Genomic DNA, 17,749 nt, shown 5'->3' with positions numbered 1-17,749 from the left:
TTGGGTATAGGAAAGTCTCACCATAAATAGCCGAGCGGGTTGGGTTGATGAGTCTGGAACAGCAACAATCTCAGATCAAAGAATTGATCGCCAAGGGCAAAGCACAGGGGTATCTCACCTTTTCCGAGGTGAACGACCATTTACCGGGCGATCTGGTCGATCCCGAGCAGATGGAAGATATCATCTGCATGATCAACGACATGGGCATCGAGGTCCACGAAGACGTGCCCGACGCCGACCTGATCGCCGATGGTACGGTCCTCAGCGAGGACGACGAGGAGGAGGCGGCGGAAGTCGCGGCCACCCTGGCCTCATCGGTGGACGCCGAACTTGGGCGCACCACCGACCCGGTACGGATGTACATGCGCGAAATGGGCACGGTCGAACTGCTGACTCGCGAGGGCGAATTGAGTATCGCCAAGCGTATCGAGGAAGGCATCAACCTCGCCGCCCACGAACTGGTGCGGTTCCCGGCGGCGATGGAGCGTTTCCTGGCCGCGTTCGAGGCCGTCGAAGCCGGCGAAATCCGCCTGTCCGACCTGATTTCCGATTTCTTCGATCCTGCCGCCGCCGGTGAACCGCCCTTGGAGGAGGACGCCGATACCGAAGCCGATCCCGGCATCCTCGCCGACGATGATGCCGAGACCGGACCCGACCCCGAGTTGGTGAAACAAAAGCTGGAGCAATTCGCCAAGCGCCATAAAGCCGCTCTCGCCGCCCATCAAAAATACGGCCCCCACCACGACAAGACCCAAAAGGCGTGCGACGCCTTGGCCGAGAACTTCCTGGAGTTCAAGAAGACCCCGCAGTTCTTCAAGGAATTGACCGACGTCCTGCATGGCGCTTTCGACAAGGTCCGGGGGCAGGAACGCATCATCCAGGAGTGCTGCGTGCAGAAGGCGCGGATGCCGAGGCCGGAATTCCTCGCCAGCTTCGTCGGCCATGAAACCGACCCCGATCTGGTCCGGCAATGGTTGGATTCCGGCAAGCCCTATGCCGCCGCCCTTGCCGGTTATGCCGAGGATATCCAGGCGGCGCAGGCCCGTTTGGTCGGGGTCGAGCGGGAATATCGGCTGTCGATCCGCGATATCCGCGAAATCAACCGGCGCGTTGCCGCCGGCGAAACCCAGGCCCGTACCGCCAAGAAGGAAATGATCGAGGCCAATCTGCGGCTGGTCATTTCCATCGCCAAGAAATATACCAACCGCGGTTTGCAATTCCTGGACTTGATCCAGGAGGGTAATATCGGTTTGATGAAAGCGGTGGACAAGTTCGAGTATCGCCGGGGCTATAAATTCTCGACCTACGCCACCTGGTGGATCCGCCAGGCCATCACCCGCTCCATCGCCGACCAGGCCCGCACCATCCGTATTCCGGTCCATATGATTGAGACCATCAATAAGCTGAACCGGATTTCCCGGCAGATGTTGCAGGAGATGGGGCGCGAACCTTCGCCGGAGGAACTGGCGTCCAAGATGGAGATGCCGGAGGACAAGGTCCGCAAGGTGATGAAGATCGCCAAAGAGCCGATTTCCATGGAAACCCCCATCGGCGACGACGAGGATTCGCATCTGGGGGATTTCATCGAGGATTCGCGGGTGTTATCGCCGGTCGATCACGCCACGGTGGCGGGCCTTAGGGAAACCACCCAGCAGGTATTGGCCGGTTTGACCGCCCGCGAGGCCAAGGTGCTCAGGATGCGTTTCGGCATCGATATGAATACCGACCATACCCTGGAGGAGGTCGGCAAGCAGTTCGATGTGACCCGCGAGCGCATCCGCCAGATCGAGGCCAAGGCTTTGCGTAAGCTCAGACATCCTTCGCGTTCGGAACAGCTTCGCAGTTTTCTCGATATGGATTAGAATACGCGCTTCATTCAGGGCCCTTAGCTCAGTTGGTTAGAGCAGGGGACTCATAATCCCTTGGTCCAAGGTTCAAGTCCTTGAGGGCCCACCAAGCAAATCAAAGGCTTGCGCGGTTTTTCCGGGCAAGCCTTTTTTCTTTCCGAAAATCTTTCCGAAAAATTACTCTTTTCCGCTCGGCTTCACCGGTACCAACTTCCGGTTATAAACCCGCTCGGTGATCCGCCCGTCCATGTGTCCGGCGCCGGCCCGGCGCTCCCCTTCCTCGGTATCGCTGATACCTTTCGCTTTCAAATCATGCAGGGTGAACCGTTCTAGCTCCCCATTGGCGGCCAGCCCCGGTATGATCCGTTGCCAGGCCGTTTGCACGGTGGATTCCCGCATCCGCCCTCCGCCATCCCCCGGTATCAGGTAGGCCAGCGCATCGTCTATCGGCACCACCTTTCTGGACAGCGCCTGGGCAGCGTCCACGGCGGCGCGTAGCCTCGGCGTCCAGAGCGTCAAGTTGGCCTTGGAGCCTTTGCGCCGCACCACCCGCACGCCCTCGGCGTCAAGGTTGGCCCGCGTCAAGTCCAGCACCTCGCACAATCGCATCCGGCACAGGTAGGCCAGTTCCATAATGGGTTGCAAGTAGGGATATTTCGCCGCAGCGGCATAGGCGATCTGGTAATCGTGGTCAGTGACATAGCGGTCGCGGGGTTTCTCGGGTTCTTTGCGCACGCCCTTGGCCGGGTTGCTTTTCACAATATCCCGTTCAAGCGCCCATCCGAACGCGGTGCCCATAAACGCCAGTTCCCGGTTGACGGTCGTGCCGCTGGTTTCGAGGCGCTTGTCCATCCATTTACGCAAAGTGCCGGGGGTGATTTTGTCGAGTTCCACGGACCCGAAGGGGTCGCCATTGCGCAAGGGGAAATCGGCAATCCGGCGGGCGTATTTCGCATAATCGGCGCGGGTGGATACGGCCAAGCGCTGGAACACGGGGCTGGCCTGGTATTGCTCGAATAGCCATCGCAATGTGCGGTGGGGGATGCCCTCGGCGATCAAAGCCGAATGTGCGGCCCATACTTTCGCAATAGGGGTATCGCCAGGGCATAGCACGACCTCGCGCCCGAGCTTGCCGTCTTTGTATTCGCGCCAGACATACCGGCCCTTGGCGAGGTAGACATAAGGCGGGAGCCGTTGGTCGGTTTTGGATTTGCGGTTGCGGCCCATGGGGAGCGCCTCAGAATTCGACGGGATCGGATTCCATTCTAACCCCGTCCGTGCCCAACAGCCCGGCGTTGACCGCCTGCACTGTGGATACCACGATGCCGCCTTTGCCCAGCGCGTAGGGAATGCGCAGGTCGCGCAGCGCCACCAGGAGGTCGAGGCGGCGCTTGTAGCCGAGCCAGGCCATTAGTTCGGGTTCGGTCAGCAGGTTGGGATTCTTGGCTTCGGCGTTCACGCCACACGCTCCATTTCGATTTCGCGGTAAAGCGCCACGTCCCTGTGGCCGGATGGGTTATGGTTGGTTTTCGGGAGGACGGGACGAATAGGTCAGGTCGGCCCCGGTAGGTAACTGTTCCAGGAGGATGGAAAGCAGGCAGGCGAGGCCATCCGCGTCGATATGCGGTGAATGGCCGGGCGGTATGGTGTCGATCATCATCGCGATGAATGCCATGGAGCCGCGGACCTTATCGATGCGGGCTTCCTGCTCTTCCGACAGGCGGTAGTAGGGCGAGCCTTCCATATCAGAAACCCTCCTGCGCGAGGTCGTCTATCGTTTTGCCGAACAGGGACTCGTCGGGATATTCCCGGCCCGTCGCCTCGCAAAACGCCTTGATCCGATCGAAAATCGGACGCCGAGCCGCTTCGTCCGGCGCGGCTTCCAATTCATCGATCATCGCGAGCATTGCCTGGCTTTCCCTGATGATCGTGTCCACGTCCTTCGTGGGTGGCGGATAGCAGCCATAACGGAAAAGGCTGGGCATCAACCGCAAGCAAACCCAGTCGAGCAGGTCTTCGGGAAGTTCGTCGAACCGGCCTTGCTCCATGGCCTTTTCGATGCGCTTAAGCTCGATCTCGCTGGGTTCCCTGCCTTTGTAGGGCGGCATCGGCGCGTTGCGGAGCGCGGCGAGGGTTTCCTGGGGAAACAGTTGGTCTATCGGGCTACCCATGTCAGAAGCCCTCCAACGTGGTTTGGCCGTTTTCCAACAGATTCAGGTCCGGCATCGGCCATCCCATCATGTTGCTGCGGTAACGCAACTCGGCGATTTTCTGGGTACGGTCGAAGGGGTGCTTGGTGTTGGGAAGCAACTCGCACAACTCGGTGATGCGACGGACGTTCTTGTCCATGTCTTTGAAGTCGAGCTTGCCGTAGAAGCCATATTTATGAATGGCGGGCAGGACTTCCTCGCAGACCCATTCCGCAAACTCCTCGGCGATAGGCTTGTTGCTCCTAAAAATCAGGCGATAACAGCCCGCCAAAGAAATAAGCAAGGTATCTTGCACGCCTCCAGGGGTCGGGAGATTTACGACCCCTTTCCAGCGATCAGGAAGGTTTCCAATTGTTTTGGAACCTCCAGACCAAACGATATCGAGGGCTTCGCAAACATCTTTCGCGCAAAACCACGGTTCCCCATCGGGGCCAATGGCGGTGCGAACATCGAAGGCATGAAAGCGGAATGGATTGGCAAGAACGGAAAGTGCGGACGCGCCCTGAATAGGCGCAACTTGGGCGTGACTAGACATAACGGACTCCTATGCAGATGGTTGGAGCCGTCGCGTTCTCTTTCCACGGAGAATGGGCGACGGACGGTGCATGGGGTGGAAAACCGGGGCATAGGTTCCCGGCCACGCCGAAGCGTGCCCACGCACCGCCCGTCAACACTCGAAGGACGCAGCTCGGGCATAAAAAAAGCCCGAGGCGCTGAATGGGGGGCTGTGCGCCTATGCAATCCGGGTTTCCACACCCGACCGCCAGCAATGCGACGGCGCGGAAAGCATAGGCCCGGATGGAAGGCATCGTCAAGCCCGTGGCCCGCTCGATGCCGGACGACGCGCCGCCGCCGCCCGCGAACAGGTCCACCATCAGCTCGCTGGACAGGTTCAATCGGAGTTGTTTTCTCATCGTTGTTGTTCTCCCGTTGTTGAAATCTCCCGCCCCGTCTGGTCATCGACCATGCGCACCAGGCGCGGGCCGTAGCGCCGCCGCAGATCGGCGGCAAGGTCCGCCGTGGTGTCGCCGGGGGCACCCACCCTGTAGCCGCCGCCGGAAACCGGCGGATCGCCGTAGCGGTCGGACAGCTCGAAAAACACGCTCACGGTCATGGCGGCCTACCTCTCGAATACCCAGCAACGCACCGACTCGCTCATCCGCTGGCTATTCATGCATTTCGCGTTGTGTGCCTTGCGGACAGCGGAATCGACCACCTTGTTGCCGACGAATTTATGGGTGGTGGAACCAGGGAACAGCCGCCGTAGATCGGAGATATTCGGAGCTTGGAACTGCAAGCCATGCTTGCCGACGTACTGGGCATAGTCCGTCAGGTTGATGGCGATGAGCTTGGGGTTCAGGCTGTGGTTCAGGGCGGGCTGGTCTTCCGGCGCGGCGTCCTCGATGTCATGGAACAATGCCCAGAAGGCTTCAAGGATCGGATGGTCGGAGGAAATATCCCGCTGGCGCTTCACGGCCAGGGAGAACAGCACCGACAGGGTTTCGCTGAATTGTTCGTCGGTGATGGGTAGAACCCGCTGCAAGGTCCGCACACCGGCGATCAACAGGGCGTGGTGCATGACGATCCGGTAGGTTTTCAGCAGGGGTTCTTTCGCGAGCAGCTTTTCCATTTCGGGCAAGGTGGCAAAGAAGGTTTCCAGCACCTCCTTTTCGGCGCAACAGGCTTTCACCAGGAAGCCGGACAGGGCCGACATGCCCAGGGTTTCCAGCTTGCGGACGGCGTTCCGCGTGGTATCGGTGTGGCCTTTCTTGTCGAACGGGATTTGAATGAAGCGCTCCAACGTCGCCTTGTCGGCTTGGATCGGATGGTTCTGGACCACGGCCAAAGTGCCGCGGAAGGGCGGGTCGTACACATCGTTCCCGCCGTTCTTGACGCCGCGCGCCTTGAAACCCCGGCGGTTGTAGAGCTTCTTGGTCGAGTCCCACTCGAAAGACTTCTGCGGACGGCCCGTGGCCTGGTCTACGGTCCTATCGCCTTCGATCAAGGCGACGGGGAGGCCGGAAACCTGATTGAAATAGCGGGCGACGGCGGCGGCGTTGGAGGTGGTGGGGTCGAATCCCTCCCAGATTCGCCCGAACAACTTCCACGCGAATTCGATGCAGGTGGACTTGCCGGAACCGGGTTCGCCGATGACTTCCAGGAAGGGGAAAAACTTCAGCTTGGCGGATATCTGTTCGGCGAACAGGGACAGGAAGTAGAAGGACAGGACCGCCAACCCGTGGGCGCCGAAGCAGGTCCAGAACAGCGGGAGCCAATCGGTCGAGAACCCGGCCAGGTCGGTGTTCAGGTCGAGTTCCACCGACTTGGACAGGCTCTTGACCGAGACCCGGCCCAATTCGAAATAGTCTTCGGCGTTGGCCCGGTAGACCTTGCCGTTTTGGATGGCGACATCGGCGAAAATCCAGGCACCGAATTCCTTGGCGTAGCCCACGTAGTCGATGGTTTTCACCACGCGGACGCCGTGCGTTTGCTGCTTCAGCCAGCGCTCAAGCTGGTTTGGCTTGCCCGTCCAGATTCCGCCGGCGGCGACCGCGAACAGGCGCTTGCGGAACTCGGTGTTCTCGCGCAGTTGGGTGGCGGTGAAGGCGCTCTTGACCGGCGGGCCACCGTGGTCGAACTCCACCCGGACGTAGTACCAGTAGTCGTCCGTGATTTCGCTGGCCATGTAATAGAGGACCTGGGGCAGGCAATCGCAGATTTCCTCTATCGTGCCAGCGGCCTTGATGGCCTCGTCCTTCAGCTTGTCATCGTCCCAATCGGTGTGGGTTTTGCGTAGCTCCTCGGTGGTCTTGTTGAGCTTTTCCAGGTCCGCCGAAAACCAGTACAGGCGGAAATTGAAATCCAGGTGGAAGCTATTCCAGCCCTTTTTGGCGTAGACCAGCCGGGCCTTGTCGGCGGCGCTGGCGGCGATGAGCAACGCGCCGTGATAGAGGTATTCCTCCATGTGTTCGGCGGTCAGCTTGCCGCGCTGTAGGAGGTCGTTCCAATCCAGCTTCTTGCCGTCCTTGGTCGGGATTTGCGCGGCGAGGGTGGGCCAGCCTTCGGCGCGGGAACGCTTCACCCGTCATTCCGCACCCATGCCCTACACTTTGGCCTTTTCTGAGTGAGGGAGCATGACTTCGACGGTTTCGATCCCGGCGGCGGGTGAAGGAGGTGCCGCCGACTATGCCGTCCAGGACCTCGATCACCTGGGCTTGGTGGCGGGGATGGTCGATGAACTGGGGTTGGTGGAACTGATCGACCGCCTGGTTCCGCAGGACCATGGACAGCGCAAGCTGTCGGTGGGCGTGTTGGTGAAGGCGATGATCCTGAACGGCCTGGGGTTCGTGCAGAGGACGCTGTACCTGATGCCCCGGTTTTTCCAGGACAAGCCGGTGGAACGGCTGCTGGGGCCGGGCGTCCTCGCGGAGCACCTGAACGACGACGCGTTGGGCCGCGCCCTGGACGCCATCCACCGGTACGGCCCCACGGAACTGTTCGCCGCGCTGGCGGCGCAGGCGGTGAAGCGGCTGGGCTTGGCGTGCCGGACGGGGCACCTGGACGCGACCAGCCTGCACACCGACGGCCAGCCCAAGGGTGGGGAGGAGCCGGAAGTCGTCCGCGTCACCCAGGGGTACAGCCGCGACCACCGGCCGGATTTGAACCAGGTGGTGGCGCAGTTCATCTGCGAGAACGAAGCCGGGATTCCCTTGCTCATGAAGGCGCTCGGCGGGAACAGCAGCGACCAGGCCGACTTCCGCCAGACGGTGTCGGCCCATGTTGGGCAATTGCGGACCGACGTGGGGCTGGAATATCTGGTGGCCGACAGCGCGCTCTACACCGGGGAAACCCTGCGGGAATTGGACGGCTTCGGCTGGATCAGCCGGGTGCCGGAGACCGTCGGCCTGGCGCGCGAGTTGACCCTGGCGGTGGCGGGCGACCTGGCGCGGAGCCCGGAGGAACTGGCCTTCCGGAGCCTGTGCGTTACGCATGGCGGCATCCGGCAGCGTTGGCTGGTCGTGCATACCCAGGCCGCCCGCCACCGCGCGGGGAAGGCCTTGGGCAAACGGCACCTGGCCCAGGGCGAGGCCGAGTGGAAAGCCTTCGACCGGCTCCAAAGGACCCCCTTCGCCTGCGCGGCGGACGCCGAAGCCGCTTTGTGCGCCTTCCGCAAGCAGCACAAGCTCACCTCGGTCCACGACGCCCAGGTCCTCGCCCGTCCCCGCTACGCCAAGCAGGGGCGTCCCGCCCAGGGCCAGCCACCGGACGCCCACCAATACTTCGTCCAAGGGGGCCTGGCTTCCCGGATCGATCTCCACCGCCAGGCGCTGGACCGCAAAAGCTGCTTCATCGTCGCCACCAACGAACTGGACGGCCAGGCGCTCCCCGACGGCCGGGTCATCGACCTCTACAAAAAGGGCCAACAGAAGGTCGAGCGTGGATTCCGTTTTTTGAAGGACCCACTCTTTCTTGCCTCCACGCTGTTCCTGAAATCGCCCCGCCGCCTGATGGCTTTGCTCATGGTGATGACCCTGTGCTTGCTGATCTACGCCGCCATCGAATGGCGGATCCGCCAGACCCTGCAAATCAGCCAGCGATCCTTCCCCGACCAGAAGGGCCAGGCCACTCAGTGCCCCACCGCACGCTGGGTCTTCCAGTACTTTTCCGGCATCCGCCTGCTCAAAGTCATGGACTCCCAAACCCTCGTTCTTGGCCTCAACCTCCACCACAGGACAATCCTCGACCTGCTCGGCAACCGCTACGCCGAGCTATATGCCAATTCAGCGTGAAGGGGTGCGGAAAGACGGCTTCACCCATTCCAGGGTGTACTTCTTCCCGGCCTTGTCCGAGTCCAGCGCCCATACCAGTTCCGGGCGACCCGTCCCGGCGCATTGCGCGGCCAGGGCTTGGAGCGCCTGATCCGGGTAGTGATTCGAGGACAGGGCCGACACGGCGGCATACCCGGCCTGCACCAGGGCCATCGCGTCGAAGATGCCCTCGGTGATGAAAATCCGTTCGGCGCTGTGTAGCACCAAGCCGGGTGGCACCCACCATTGCCCCTTATAGCTTCCGTGGATCGTGGCCTTCCTGTGGCCGAAGCGGTGCGGCTGGTCGATGATCCGCTCGAAGTAGCCGATGCCGAGGAGGGGGAAGCGCACGGTGGCGCTTCCGATTTTGAGGGTGGAATCCCAGTAGGATTCTTGGGTGTACCAGCCCGCGATCTTGGCGAGGTCGAGGCCGCGGGCGTCCCGGAGGTAGGCGTCGGCGGCGGCGTTCGGGTTCTCCGGGGTTTTCGGGTGGCGTTCGCTCCAGGTGTTGAAGAGATCGTCGTAAAGCTCCTTGATGTGCCGTTCGTAGCCGCAATGGTTGATGCGGTTGCACCGGATCACCCACGGGCCATCCGCAGGGGTGTACAGGGTTTTCTTGCCGCACTCCGGGCATTCGCCGTCCTGCAACCATTTCCCGTGTTCCTTGAAGTGGAAATCGCGGTCCAACCGCCGGCGGATGGCGTTGTGGAGTTCTGGGTTCATGGCCGCGCCTTATTCCCCTTCCGCTTCGTTGCGCTCGTAGAACCCAGGATCGCCGGTTTCACCATCCTCCTCGCCCGGCTCGCACAGCCGCTCCTCGGCGATGTTCACCCAGACGGGATCGTCCGTGCCCACGTAGTACAGGACCCTATCGCCGCGCCACTCGACCGGCGTGCCGACTTCCATCACGAGGTCGAAGCTGAGTTGGGATTCGGGTTCCGGGGCCGGATCGACCGGCACCAGGGCCGCGCCCAAGATGCAAACCTCGATGGCTTCGCGGCGGTCGGTGGCGTCCAAGAGGACGTACCACAGTCCGCCGGCGCAATTGTCGCGGTCGGGCTGGGCGATGAGTCCGCCACGTCCAAACGGGTTTTCCCGGTTCACGGTGCCAATCCGTCCGGTATGACGCTGTTGCTTGTATTGCCGCGCCTCGGGATGGCTGTAGTCGATGCGGACGCGCATTCCGATTTCGATCTTCGGGAGCGGCAGCAAGGCGGCAGCGCGTTCGATGGTGTGGGCTGTTGCTGACATGGCGTACCTCCTCAAGCGGCCTGGGCGACGGTTTCGCCGTCGCCGGTTGCGGGGAATTCTTCGGCGCGGAGGTCGAGGTCGGCGGCGATTACGAACACACAGGCCAGCAAGGCCCGGAGGCCGGTACGGAACGCTTCCTTATCGCCTCCCAGCATCGAGAGGCCGACGCGGCCCTGTAGATCGGTCTGCATGGCCACAAGCCGCCCATAGCCATCGTGGAGGGTGGCGACCTTGGGCGCGAAGCGGCTCGTAACCTGGGATAGGGCGGTTTGGGCCGCATCGGGCAGTTCGCCCCAGCCGTACAAGCCCAGGGCGCTCTCGACACAGGCCACGCCCACACCTACCAAGTGGCGGTAGGGAGTGGGGCCGGGCTGGGGGTTCTTCACCGCGGCCCAAAAAATATCCAGCCGTTCCTGGATCACCGCCCAGGCTTCGGCGGGGGTGCGGATGGGTTCCTCGATATTGAGGGCGGCGTCGGCGGCGATGTCCGCCAGGATCAAGGCGATCAGGGTTTCGATATCCATGGTTCAGGCTCCCAGGTTGGCGAAGCGGTGGAGGTCGGCGCGGATGGACGCCAGCAGGTCGATGTGCCCGGACGGCAACACGCCTTCCAACACGTCGGCTAGTTCCAGCAGGAGTTCCCCTTTCCGCGCCAGGTCCGTGACCGGCATGGGGTTCAGCCGGAGGCGGAGGCGGCGCACGGGGGAAAGCCAATCCGAGTCGCCCAAGGGATCGGGGTTGGCGGGGGCAGCGATAGGGGCCGGGCTGAATTCGGCAAGGCAGCCAGCGGGTTGCGGAGCCGTCGCGTCCGGCACATCGACGAACGCGCCGATGTCCTCGTCTTCCTCGATGAGGTGGCTGGGGAAGTGGGTCGGCGACGCTTCGGCCTCGTCATGGTCCACGGCGGCGGCGGGTTGTTGTTCCAGGAAGGTTTCGGACTCGGTGGCGGGTTCGTCGAACGGTGTCGCCTCCGGCTCGGCCACGGACGGCGCGGATTCGGCCAGCCGCCAGCGCTTGATGCCGTCGCCGGGTTCGGTCTCGCCGACCACCCGGCCTCCGGCTTGCAGCCGGCTCAATACGGCGGACACTTGGCCGCTGCCATAGGACCGCTCGGTGTCGAACGCGGATTTGGGAGCGCGTTCCCAGATTTCGGTGCGGGTCAGGGGCATAGCCGCGTTCGCCAGGATGCCCAGGATGATTTCCGGGCGGCTGGTGTCGTCGGGGGAGTCTTGGGTCTTTTTGCTCATGGTGGTTTCCTTGGGGCAAAGGGGGATCGAACGGCACCGGGATGCCCGGTGCCGGGTATCGTTTACAGGGGGTCCGTTAGGTCCGCGCCGGGGAGCGCGTTGTTTGGCTTAGGAGGGCGGCGGGGGCTGGACCGGCTCGAACAGCCAGCACCGGATCGACTCCGGCAGGCATTGCCCGGCCTGGGCGGTCCTGTTGTGGTCTCGGTGCAGGCGGCTTTGGACCGGCTTGTTCCCGACGTAGCGCGGATCGAGGGAATCGACCAAGGCGCGGCGCAGATCGGACAGTGGGGGAATCTTGACTTTGGCGGCAGCGGCGACCCGCTGGAAATGGGTCAAGTTGATGGCGATGAATTGGGCGTTGATGGCGTGGTTCAGCTTGGCCGAGCCGCCCAGGAAGTCGTAGACCTCCCAGAATTCTTGGACGATGGACGGCACCGGCTCGGGCACATGGTCGAAGCCGATTTTGTCCTTGTCCGGCGTGGGCAGCCCCAGCAGGCCGGAAGCGTGGGCGAGTTGCTGATGAATCGCCTCGCGCTTCTCGGGGTTGCGCTCGCGTTCGAGTTCGTTCAGCAGGCGCAGCCGTAACGGATGGGCGGCCAGTTGCTGGGCGATGCTCGGCGTCTTGGGCCGGGCGGCGGAGTCCTTGACCCGGTAGCCGCCAGTCTTGCGGATGGCTGGAAGCACCTCGGCAGTGACCCAGCGCCGGATGGGCAGGGCGTTCGCCGCATGGCTGCCCAGGATCAGGCACCACAGGCCGGGTTCCCGGACCCAGTTTTCAAGCTGGGTCTTCCGCTGCTTGCCCGTTGCGTCGGGGTATGTGACGTCGCGTTTTACGACATCACATGGCTCGACGTGTTGGGCAACGGCATCGCGGGGGTTGGCATAACCCAGCATCGCGCAGAGGTCGCCAGCGTGGAACACCGGCTCGCCGTCCTCGTCACGCTCCACCCGCAGGATGGAACCCTGGAATTCAAAAGGCAGTAGTTCTTGCTGTTGCATATCCGGTTCCTCTTTAAAAAACCCCGGCGCGGCGTGCCGCCGGGGACTCATGGAGCGAACTGGACATCCTTGTCATTCACGCATGGGCCGCATCGGCCCGCGCCTTGGCCCTGATCTGTTCCAACAGGACGAGGTGGGCCACCAAGCTTTCCATCGCCGACCGCTCGATGCGGTCGAGTTCCTTGGCGTCGATCTTGTCGTCGCCCATGGCCCGCTCGATGTCCGCCGCCAATTCCCCATCCTCCCGCAGCTTCGCCAACATCTGGCGGTAGATGCCGTCGCCGTCCGCTTCGATTTCCGGCAGTTCCACCAGGGCGTAGCCATGCCGCCAGCACAGGGCTTGTAGCGGCAGGGCGGCGTTCGGCATCCGCGCCTCGGCGAGGAAGTCGAGCAGCTGGGAGAGTTCTTCCAGGTTGACGTGGTGGGTGTCGATAGCGGGCCTGAGCTTGTTGCGGAGGACGTTCGGGGTTTTGCCCATGCGCTGGGATAGGGCTTCGATGCCGCCTGGGTATTCGCAGGCGGTGACGTAGAGGGCGTCCAGCGGGTTCATGTGGGTGTAGGCGCAGGTCACTGGCAATCCTCCGGGGATATTGCCGTGGCCGCTCCGGCCTGGGCGTCGTCCAATAGCCGCGCCCGGAGGCGGGCCATGATCTGCTTGGCCGTGCCGCCGTGGGGTTCCTTGTCGGTGCGGTGGCCCCAGCGCTGGACGGTTTGCTTGACCGTGCGGTAGTTGAATTGCTCGGACTTGGCGAAGGCGTACAGGCTGAAATCCTCGCGCTGATCCAGGAGCGGTTTCAGGGCTTGTATGGGGTGCATGGGTTGGGTAGGCTCAGTGTTCATATGGGCAAGAGAATAGTCGCCATATCGACAACAAGTAAGAGGTTTTGACTGTATGACGACATTTGGGGACAGGATAGCCGCTGTACGCGAATACAAAACATTGAATCAAAAGCAATTTTCCGATGCTATTGGCGTGTCGAGAAGCTTCCTGTCTGAAGTCGAGAATGGAAAGAGCAAGCCATCTATCGAGATGCTTAGTGGGATTGCTGGTCGCTATGGCGACATAAATACCGATTGGTTGCTCACAGGGAATGGGTCAATGTTGAGGGATGATGGAAAGAATACCCATGAACCCACGCCCGAAGATCCGCTGGCCCGGCGCAAGGCGCTGGTGATGACGATGGTGGAGCAGATCGTGGAGCGGATCGACGACGACCGAGGGCTCGACGAGATCCAGGTGGACCTACAAAAAATTAAACGGGCGCAGGAGATGGAGCGGGAAATAGCCGAGCTTCGGCGCAAGACAGGTGATGACAAAATGCGCCAAAGATAGCGAATTCGTAGCGGGCTGGGAAGGGAAATAGTTACGTTGACGGGATGGGGAACAGTGTACTTGTATGATGTATCTAATTTTAGAGGGTCAAGCATGGAGTGGATGAAGGCTACTCCCGTAGTCGGCTGAGGAAAGCCCCGTTAGCTCGATGATGCTGGCGCATCAAATAGAAGACATCTGCAAGCGACCTATAGTGTTGAAGATGGTCAACGAGGGAAGCGTTTCAAGCAGTATCTGGATGAGTTAAGGCGAGATGAGATGAGAAGGAGAGCGCGGCTTCGGTATAAGTGATTTTTAATTATTACCTATATATAAATCTATATTGCTTGGTGTGAAATCAAACTTATGCAAAATTTAAATCTCTTGTTGGGCTGGCCTTTAGGGATGTCTAGCAATAAAAATCGTCCATTTTCTGCATCTCGCAATTCGCACCGGTTCACCGATATAAGTACCGCTGAACGTTATCCGAAAGATGGCCATCTCATCACGTTTGCGCCGACCGGCTCGGGTAAAGGGGTAAGAGTAATAATTCCCAATCTATTACATTATGCAGGACCAGTTATTACGATTGACCCAAAAGGTGAGAATTTTGCTGTTACGGCACGATATCGCAGGCAGGTTTTAGGGCAAAGTATTTATGTCCTCGACCCATTTGAAGTAATATCAAACGCCACTCTTGAGCGGGTAGGGGTCGATAGAGCCACCCTCAATCCACTTGATCTGATAGCTAATAATCGTGGATATATAGAAACACAGCTAACCATGTTAGCGTCAATATTTGCTGGCGATGGTAGTAACGGTGTTGACGACTTCTGGAGTCAAAATGCACAAATTCTAATTGCAGGCGTACTTGGTATAATTATTTTTCAAGCGAAAGAGAAGAAAGAATCAGCGTCATTTCAAAAGTTTATGGACTACCTATACTGCGATGATGTTGTCTACAATCTTGCAGTTGCGCTAGATACTATTACTTCTCTAAAAAATACTTTTCCATACAAAGCAATTGCCGCATTCCTGCAAAGGGCGGATAAGGAGCGCTCTGGCATTCTATCGACAGCACATAGTTTTTTGACGCCTTTTATATCAACTGAATTAAATAAACACCTAAGTACATCATCTAGATCTCCTAATATATCTAATAACAATAATTATACATTGTATATTGTAATACCACCATCAAAGTTGATTTCGCATGCAATCCTTTTGCGCCTATGGGTGGCAACGTTACTCAATGAAATCATGGAACGCGAAGAAAAGCCATTAAAACGAACTTTGTTTCTTCTCGACGAATGCGCACAGTTAGGGCGACTCGACGCGTTGAAAAAAGCTATAACGCTACTTCGTGGTTATGGTCTCCAAGTATGGATGTTTTTTCAGGACTTCTCTCAACTCCAATCTCTTTACTCACTCGATTACCCTACAATCATAAATAATTGTGGGGTATTTCAGGCGTTTGGCGTATCGCGTAACCTTGATTCAGTACGCATAGCTGAAACTATAGGGAGGTACGAACCAATGGACTTGGTTCAACTCGACAAAACACAACAGGTTTTGTCTCTTTCTAACGAAGCACCAAAGCTTTTGCGGCTTATGAATTATTTGGAGGATGGTTTTTTCATTGGGCGGTTTGACGAGAATCCATTGTTTGCAAAGCAGCGCCAAAAAAAGCTAGTTAACGATGGCTTTCCATCAAATTCCTTGCGTATGCATGTGTAATGTCACAAGAGGGGGCAAAATGTTTAAAGATCAAAGCCGGTTTATAATTAATGCTGGAATTACTATAGTTATAATATTAATTGTTGTCACGTTAATTGTTAGCTTGTACCAAATAGCTAGTGGTGACAGTGTCACCAATAAAGCTAACTTTCTACAGGATCCAGAAATCATTTCCGTAGCAATTGGCCTGATTTTAAGTGTGCTATTTGTTGATCGATGGCGATCTTTGGAAAGTAAAGTAGATAGCTTATCGACGCATCAGCAGGAGCACCTAGATAAAATCCAGAAATTTGCAAATGAGCAAACTGAACTCAAGATAGGCCAGACCATCGACAAAGCAGAGAAAGTGAGCGCGAAACTCTCAAGTATTTCCGAGCGCCACCCTTGGCTTGATGTTATTTCCGAGCGCGATATTATCGTCGAAACTGAAAGCGTGCGGGGTATACTGCGTACCAGCTATAGCTTATTAAGGGAAGGAAAGTACCTTCATCTGTATGAATATCTTGAATATTGCTCACGTAAAGGTACGAAAAAAGATGCTAGGGATGACAAATTTGCACTCCGGGGTACGGCTGAAGATTTCCTTGAAATTGCATCGTTCTGTGAGGTGTGGCTTGAGGATTATGCGCTTGGAGCTGAATTCTTGACGCGCTATATTGAGCAAATGGGAGTTAATGCGTATGTAATGTACCCTGATTATATTCATATTCTCTTGCGGATTGGTGCATTGCAGACAGCGCAGAAACAGATGTATATTTTAACTAAAATACTTGCGCGTGAGAAACTGTATCAGGCATGGCCTTTTATTAAAAATCCTAATCCAATTTCAGAGCGTTATCGATGGCATGCGGCTAACATATTATCGTTAGCGTATGCCATTATTAGGGATTATAAACGCTCGGACAAATATGCTACCGTTGCGCGAGAAAGCGCTTATGCTCGCCTTTTTAAAACCCAGCAAATGCTTTTTAACGCCGAACATTTGATACATTTAGGTCAATTTAATAAGGCTTTCAAAATACTAGAGGCAGTAGAAGGGCCAACGACCTCCGTTTTTGACTTGCGTGATCTCGTTTTACTTCTCGAAAAGCTTGGTGCTTACGAAAAGGCAAATTTGATTAGAAAACGTATAACAGACATGCGGATTCTAGCTTTCGGCGATGACGGTAGGATGGCTGAAGATGGTCGTGCACCTCACGTACCGAATGAAGGAACTGAGGTCCCTCCACAGGCAGAAGGCAAGTCTGACAAACCCGAACAGAAACAGGAACCTTCATATAGTCATACTAGCCATGAGGCGGACAGCCTTGACAAAAAGCCTGAAACTGAAAGGCATCGATAAGATGGTGGAAGTTGATTACATTTCGCCAGTAGTTGCGGATGCTCTCGCTCACTTACCTCATCCAACAGATGTGGCGTTACGCATTATTGCGGAGTTTAATCTCACTCCAATAATTGCAATTGAAAAGGAGTTTTATATTAAAAGAGAAGGGATTTTAGTGGAAAAAAATTCCATAGACTTAAAGGCAGTCTCAGAAATCCTTGCTCGCGAAACTCTGTTTGAAAGAATTACACCAGAATCAGGGGAGGGTCAGTTTGAGATATCTACCAATCCAACATCTGATGTTATTGGCTTGATGGAAACTGTTTTTCGCATAATGTACATATTGGATCAATTTGTATCGTATAGTAAATTACATATTGATGGGCGATCTAAACCAATATCTGAGCAACCAGGGAATGGTATTCATGTGCATTTAACCCTAAACAATGATGAAGGGTGTAATGTGCTTAAGAAAGACAGTGGAACTGAAAGGTCAGAATCCTTGTTGATGCTTCATGTGGTCGCAGGACTCCTACACACCCTGCCCGATTTAATGGTAGCCTTTGCACCTACCTCCATGTGTTATCAACGCTATATTGAGCCACCATTTCCAAACATGTTTTTTTCACCAACTCGGATTTCCTGGGGGGCAGATAATCGATCCGCTGCAATCCGTATTCCCCCAAGTACGGTTCAGCCTGAAGCTCGGCGGATAGAACACCGCGTTGCAGGTGGCAGTGCCAGTATCAAATATATTATTTCGGCTATACTTATTGGCACTTATTATGGTCTTAAACGTGCTTGTTTTCCTCAATTTTCTAAAACCTATGGGCTTCCAAGTAACCCAATCTTGGGGCTACCAAAACTACCTAATTGCTTCGATCTCGCGCTAAATAGTTTTATGAAAAAAGGAATATGCCTGTGGAAGGAATTGTAGCTTATAGGTACGATTAGCGCAGCGTAATCGCACGGATTTCATGTCCCTATGCAAGTTTAATCAAGCGCCGCCGCCCC

20 protein-coding genes and 1 tRNA gene are annotated in these 17,749 nt (G+C 57.5%); 7 read left to right on the top strand and 14 right to left on the bottom strand.

What is annotated here, in order from left to right; translation table 11 throughout:
• Positions 1–47 precede the first annotated feature (47 nt).
• Both rpoD and B9N93_RS18435 read left to right on the top strand, forming a co-directional pair.
• On the top strand, positions 48–1,862 hold the full coding sequence (gene rpoD, locus B9N93_RS18440) for an RNA polymerase sigma factor RpoD (RefSeq protein ID WP_085215692.1): 1,815 nt from the start codon (positions 48–50) through the stop codon (positions 1,860–1,862).
• Between the two features lie 17 nt (positions 1,863–1,879).
• Positions 1,880–1,956: transfer RNA gene (locus tag B9N93_RS18435), tRNA-Ile, on the top strand.
• A gap of 68 nt (positions 1,957–2,024) precedes the next feature.
• Here the strand turns inward: B9N93_RS18435 and B9N93_RS18430 are convergent.
• The 7 genes from B9N93_RS18430 to B9N93_RS18395 form a co-directional block, all read right to left on the bottom strand.
• On the bottom strand, positions 2,025–3,074 hold the full coding sequence (locus B9N93_RS18430; protein WP_085215691.1) for a site-specific integrase: 1,050 nt from the start codon (positions 3,072–3,074) through the stop codon (positions 2,025–2,027).
• A 10-nt stretch (positions 3,075–3,084) separates the two neighbouring features.
• Positions 3,085–3,306 carry a hypothetical protein gene (locus B9N93_RS18425; protein ID WP_085215690.1) on the bottom strand — a complete coding sequence of 74 codons (222 nt, stop codon included), beginning with the start codon at positions 3,304–3,306 and terminating at the stop codon, positions 3,085–3,087.
• A 57-nt stretch (positions 3,307–3,363) separates the two neighbouring features.
• Positions 3,364–3,591, bottom strand: a complete 228-nt coding sequence (locus tag B9N93_RS18420) for a hypothetical protein (protein WP_085215689.1) — start codon at positions 3,589–3,591, stop codon at positions 3,364–3,366.
• Position 3,592: 1 nt separating this feature from the next.
• On the bottom strand, positions 3,593–4,018 hold the full coding sequence (locus tag B9N93_RS18415) for a hypothetical protein (RefSeq protein ID WP_085215688.1): 426 nt from the start codon (positions 4,016–4,018) through the stop codon (positions 3,593–3,595).
• Position 4,019: 1 nt separating this feature from the next.
• Positions 4,020–4,592 carry a BRO-N domain-containing protein gene (locus tag B9N93_RS18410; RefSeq protein WP_085214993.1) on the bottom strand — a complete coding sequence of 191 codons (573 nt, stop codon included), beginning with the start codon at positions 4,590–4,592 and terminating at the stop codon, positions 4,020–4,022.
• A gap of 375 nt (positions 4,593–4,967) precedes the next feature.
• Positions 4,968–5,171 (bottom strand): hypothetical protein, encoded by a 204-nt coding sequence (locus tag B9N93_RS18400; RefSeq protein ID WP_085215686.1) that lies wholly within the window; start codon positions 5,169–5,171, stop codon positions 4,968–4,970.
• 6 nt (positions 5,172–5,177) lie between these two features.
• Complete coding sequence (locus B9N93_RS18395) at positions 5,178–7,139, bottom strand: hypothetical protein (RefSeq protein ID WP_085215685.1); 1,962 nt, start codon at positions 7,137–7,139, stop codon at positions 5,178–5,180.
• Positions 7,140–7,191: 52 nt separating this feature from the next.
• On the opposite strand from B9N93_RS18395, the gene B9N93_RS18390 reads away from it, so the two are divergent.
• The gene (locus B9N93_RS18390; protein ID WP_085214819.1) at positions 7,192–8,847 is read left to right on the top strand and encodes an IS1634 family transposase; all 1,656 of its coding nucleotides are present in this window, start codon (positions 7,192–7,194) and stop codon (positions 8,845–8,847) included.
• Here B9N93_RS18390 and B9N93_RS18385 read toward each other — a convergent pair.
• The 7 genes from B9N93_RS18385 to B9N93_RS18355 form a co-directional block, all read right to left on the bottom strand.
• The gene (locus B9N93_RS18385) at positions 8,839–9,588 is read right to left on the bottom strand and encodes a toprim domain-containing protein (RefSeq protein ID WP_085215684.1); all 750 of its coding nucleotides are present in this window, start codon (positions 9,586–9,588) and stop codon (positions 8,839–8,841) included. The genes B9N93_RS18390 and B9N93_RS18385 overlap by 9 nt on opposite strands.
• 9 nt (positions 9,589–9,597) lie before the next feature.
• Complete coding sequence (locus tag B9N93_RS18380; protein ID WP_085215683.1) at positions 9,598–10,116, bottom strand: hypothetical protein; 519 nt, start codon at positions 10,114–10,116, stop codon at positions 9,598–9,600.
• Positions 10,117–10,127: 11 nt separating this feature from the next.
• Positions 10,128–10,640, bottom strand: a complete 513-nt coding sequence (locus tag B9N93_RS18375; RefSeq protein ID WP_085215682.1) for a hypothetical protein — start codon at positions 10,638–10,640, stop codon at positions 10,128–10,130.
• Between the two features lie 3 nt (positions 10,641–10,643).
• Complete coding sequence (locus B9N93_RS18370; RefSeq protein WP_085215681.1) at positions 10,644–11,363, bottom strand: hypothetical protein; 720 nt, start codon at positions 11,361–11,363, stop codon at positions 10,644–10,646.
• Positions 11,364–11,471: 108 nt separating this feature from the next.
• The gene (locus B9N93_RS18365) at positions 11,472–12,362 is read right to left on the bottom strand and encodes a BRO-N domain-containing protein (protein WP_176225323.1); all 891 of its coding nucleotides are present in this window, start codon (positions 12,360–12,362) and stop codon (positions 11,472–11,474) included.
• A gap of 76 nt (positions 12,363–12,438) precedes the next feature.
• Positions 12,439–12,933, bottom strand: a complete 495-nt coding sequence (locus tag B9N93_RS18360) for a phage regulatory CII family protein (RefSeq protein WP_085215679.1) — start codon at positions 12,931–12,933, stop codon at positions 12,439–12,441.
• Positions 12,930–13,178 (bottom strand): hypothetical protein, encoded by a 249-nt coding sequence (locus B9N93_RS18355; protein ID WP_125469053.1) that lies wholly within the window; start codon positions 13,176–13,178, stop codon positions 12,930–12,932. Before B9N93_RS18355 ends, B9N93_RS18360 begins: the two co-directional genes overlap by 4 nt.
• A 76-nt stretch (positions 13,179–13,254) precedes the next feature.
• Here B9N93_RS18355 and B9N93_RS18350 point away from each other — a divergent pair, with 76 nt between their 5' ends.
• The 4 genes from B9N93_RS18350 (at position 13,255) to B9N93_RS18340 (ending at position 17,672) form a co-directional block, all read left to right on the top strand.
• The gene (locus tag B9N93_RS18350) at positions 13,255–13,695 is read left to right on the top strand and encodes a helix-turn-helix domain-containing protein (protein WP_085215677.1); all 441 of its coding nucleotides are present in this window, start codon (positions 13,255–13,257) and stop codon (positions 13,693–13,695) included.
• Positions 13,696–14,040: 345 nt separating this feature from the next.
• Entirely contained in the window at positions 14,041–15,411 is a 1,371-nt protein-coding gene (locus B9N93_RS18345) for a type IV secretory system conjugative DNA transfer family protein (RefSeq protein ID WP_085215676.1), read from the top strand.
• 19 nt (positions 15,412–15,430) lie between these two features.
• A complete protein-coding gene (locus B9N93_RS25640; protein WP_176225322.1) occupies positions 15,431–16,753 on the top strand; it encodes a hypothetical protein in 1,323 nt (440 codons plus the stop codon).
• A complete protein-coding gene (locus tag B9N93_RS18340; protein WP_176225321.1) occupies positions 16,719–17,672 on the top strand; it encodes a type I glutamate--ammonia ligase in 954 nt (317 codons plus the stop codon). The genes B9N93_RS25640 and B9N93_RS18340 overlap by 35 nt, the downstream gene beginning before the upstream one ends.
• Positions 17,673–17,749: the final 77 nt, after the last annotated feature.

The organism is Methylomagnum ishizawai (assembly GCF_900155475.1).
Taxonomy (GTDB): Bacteria; Pseudomonadota; Gammaproteobacteria; order Methylococcales; family Methylococcaceae; genus Methylomagnum; species Methylomagnum ishizawai_A.
Note: the sequence above shows the minus strand (reverse complement) of the source record. Positions and strands in the feature narration are given on the sequence as shown.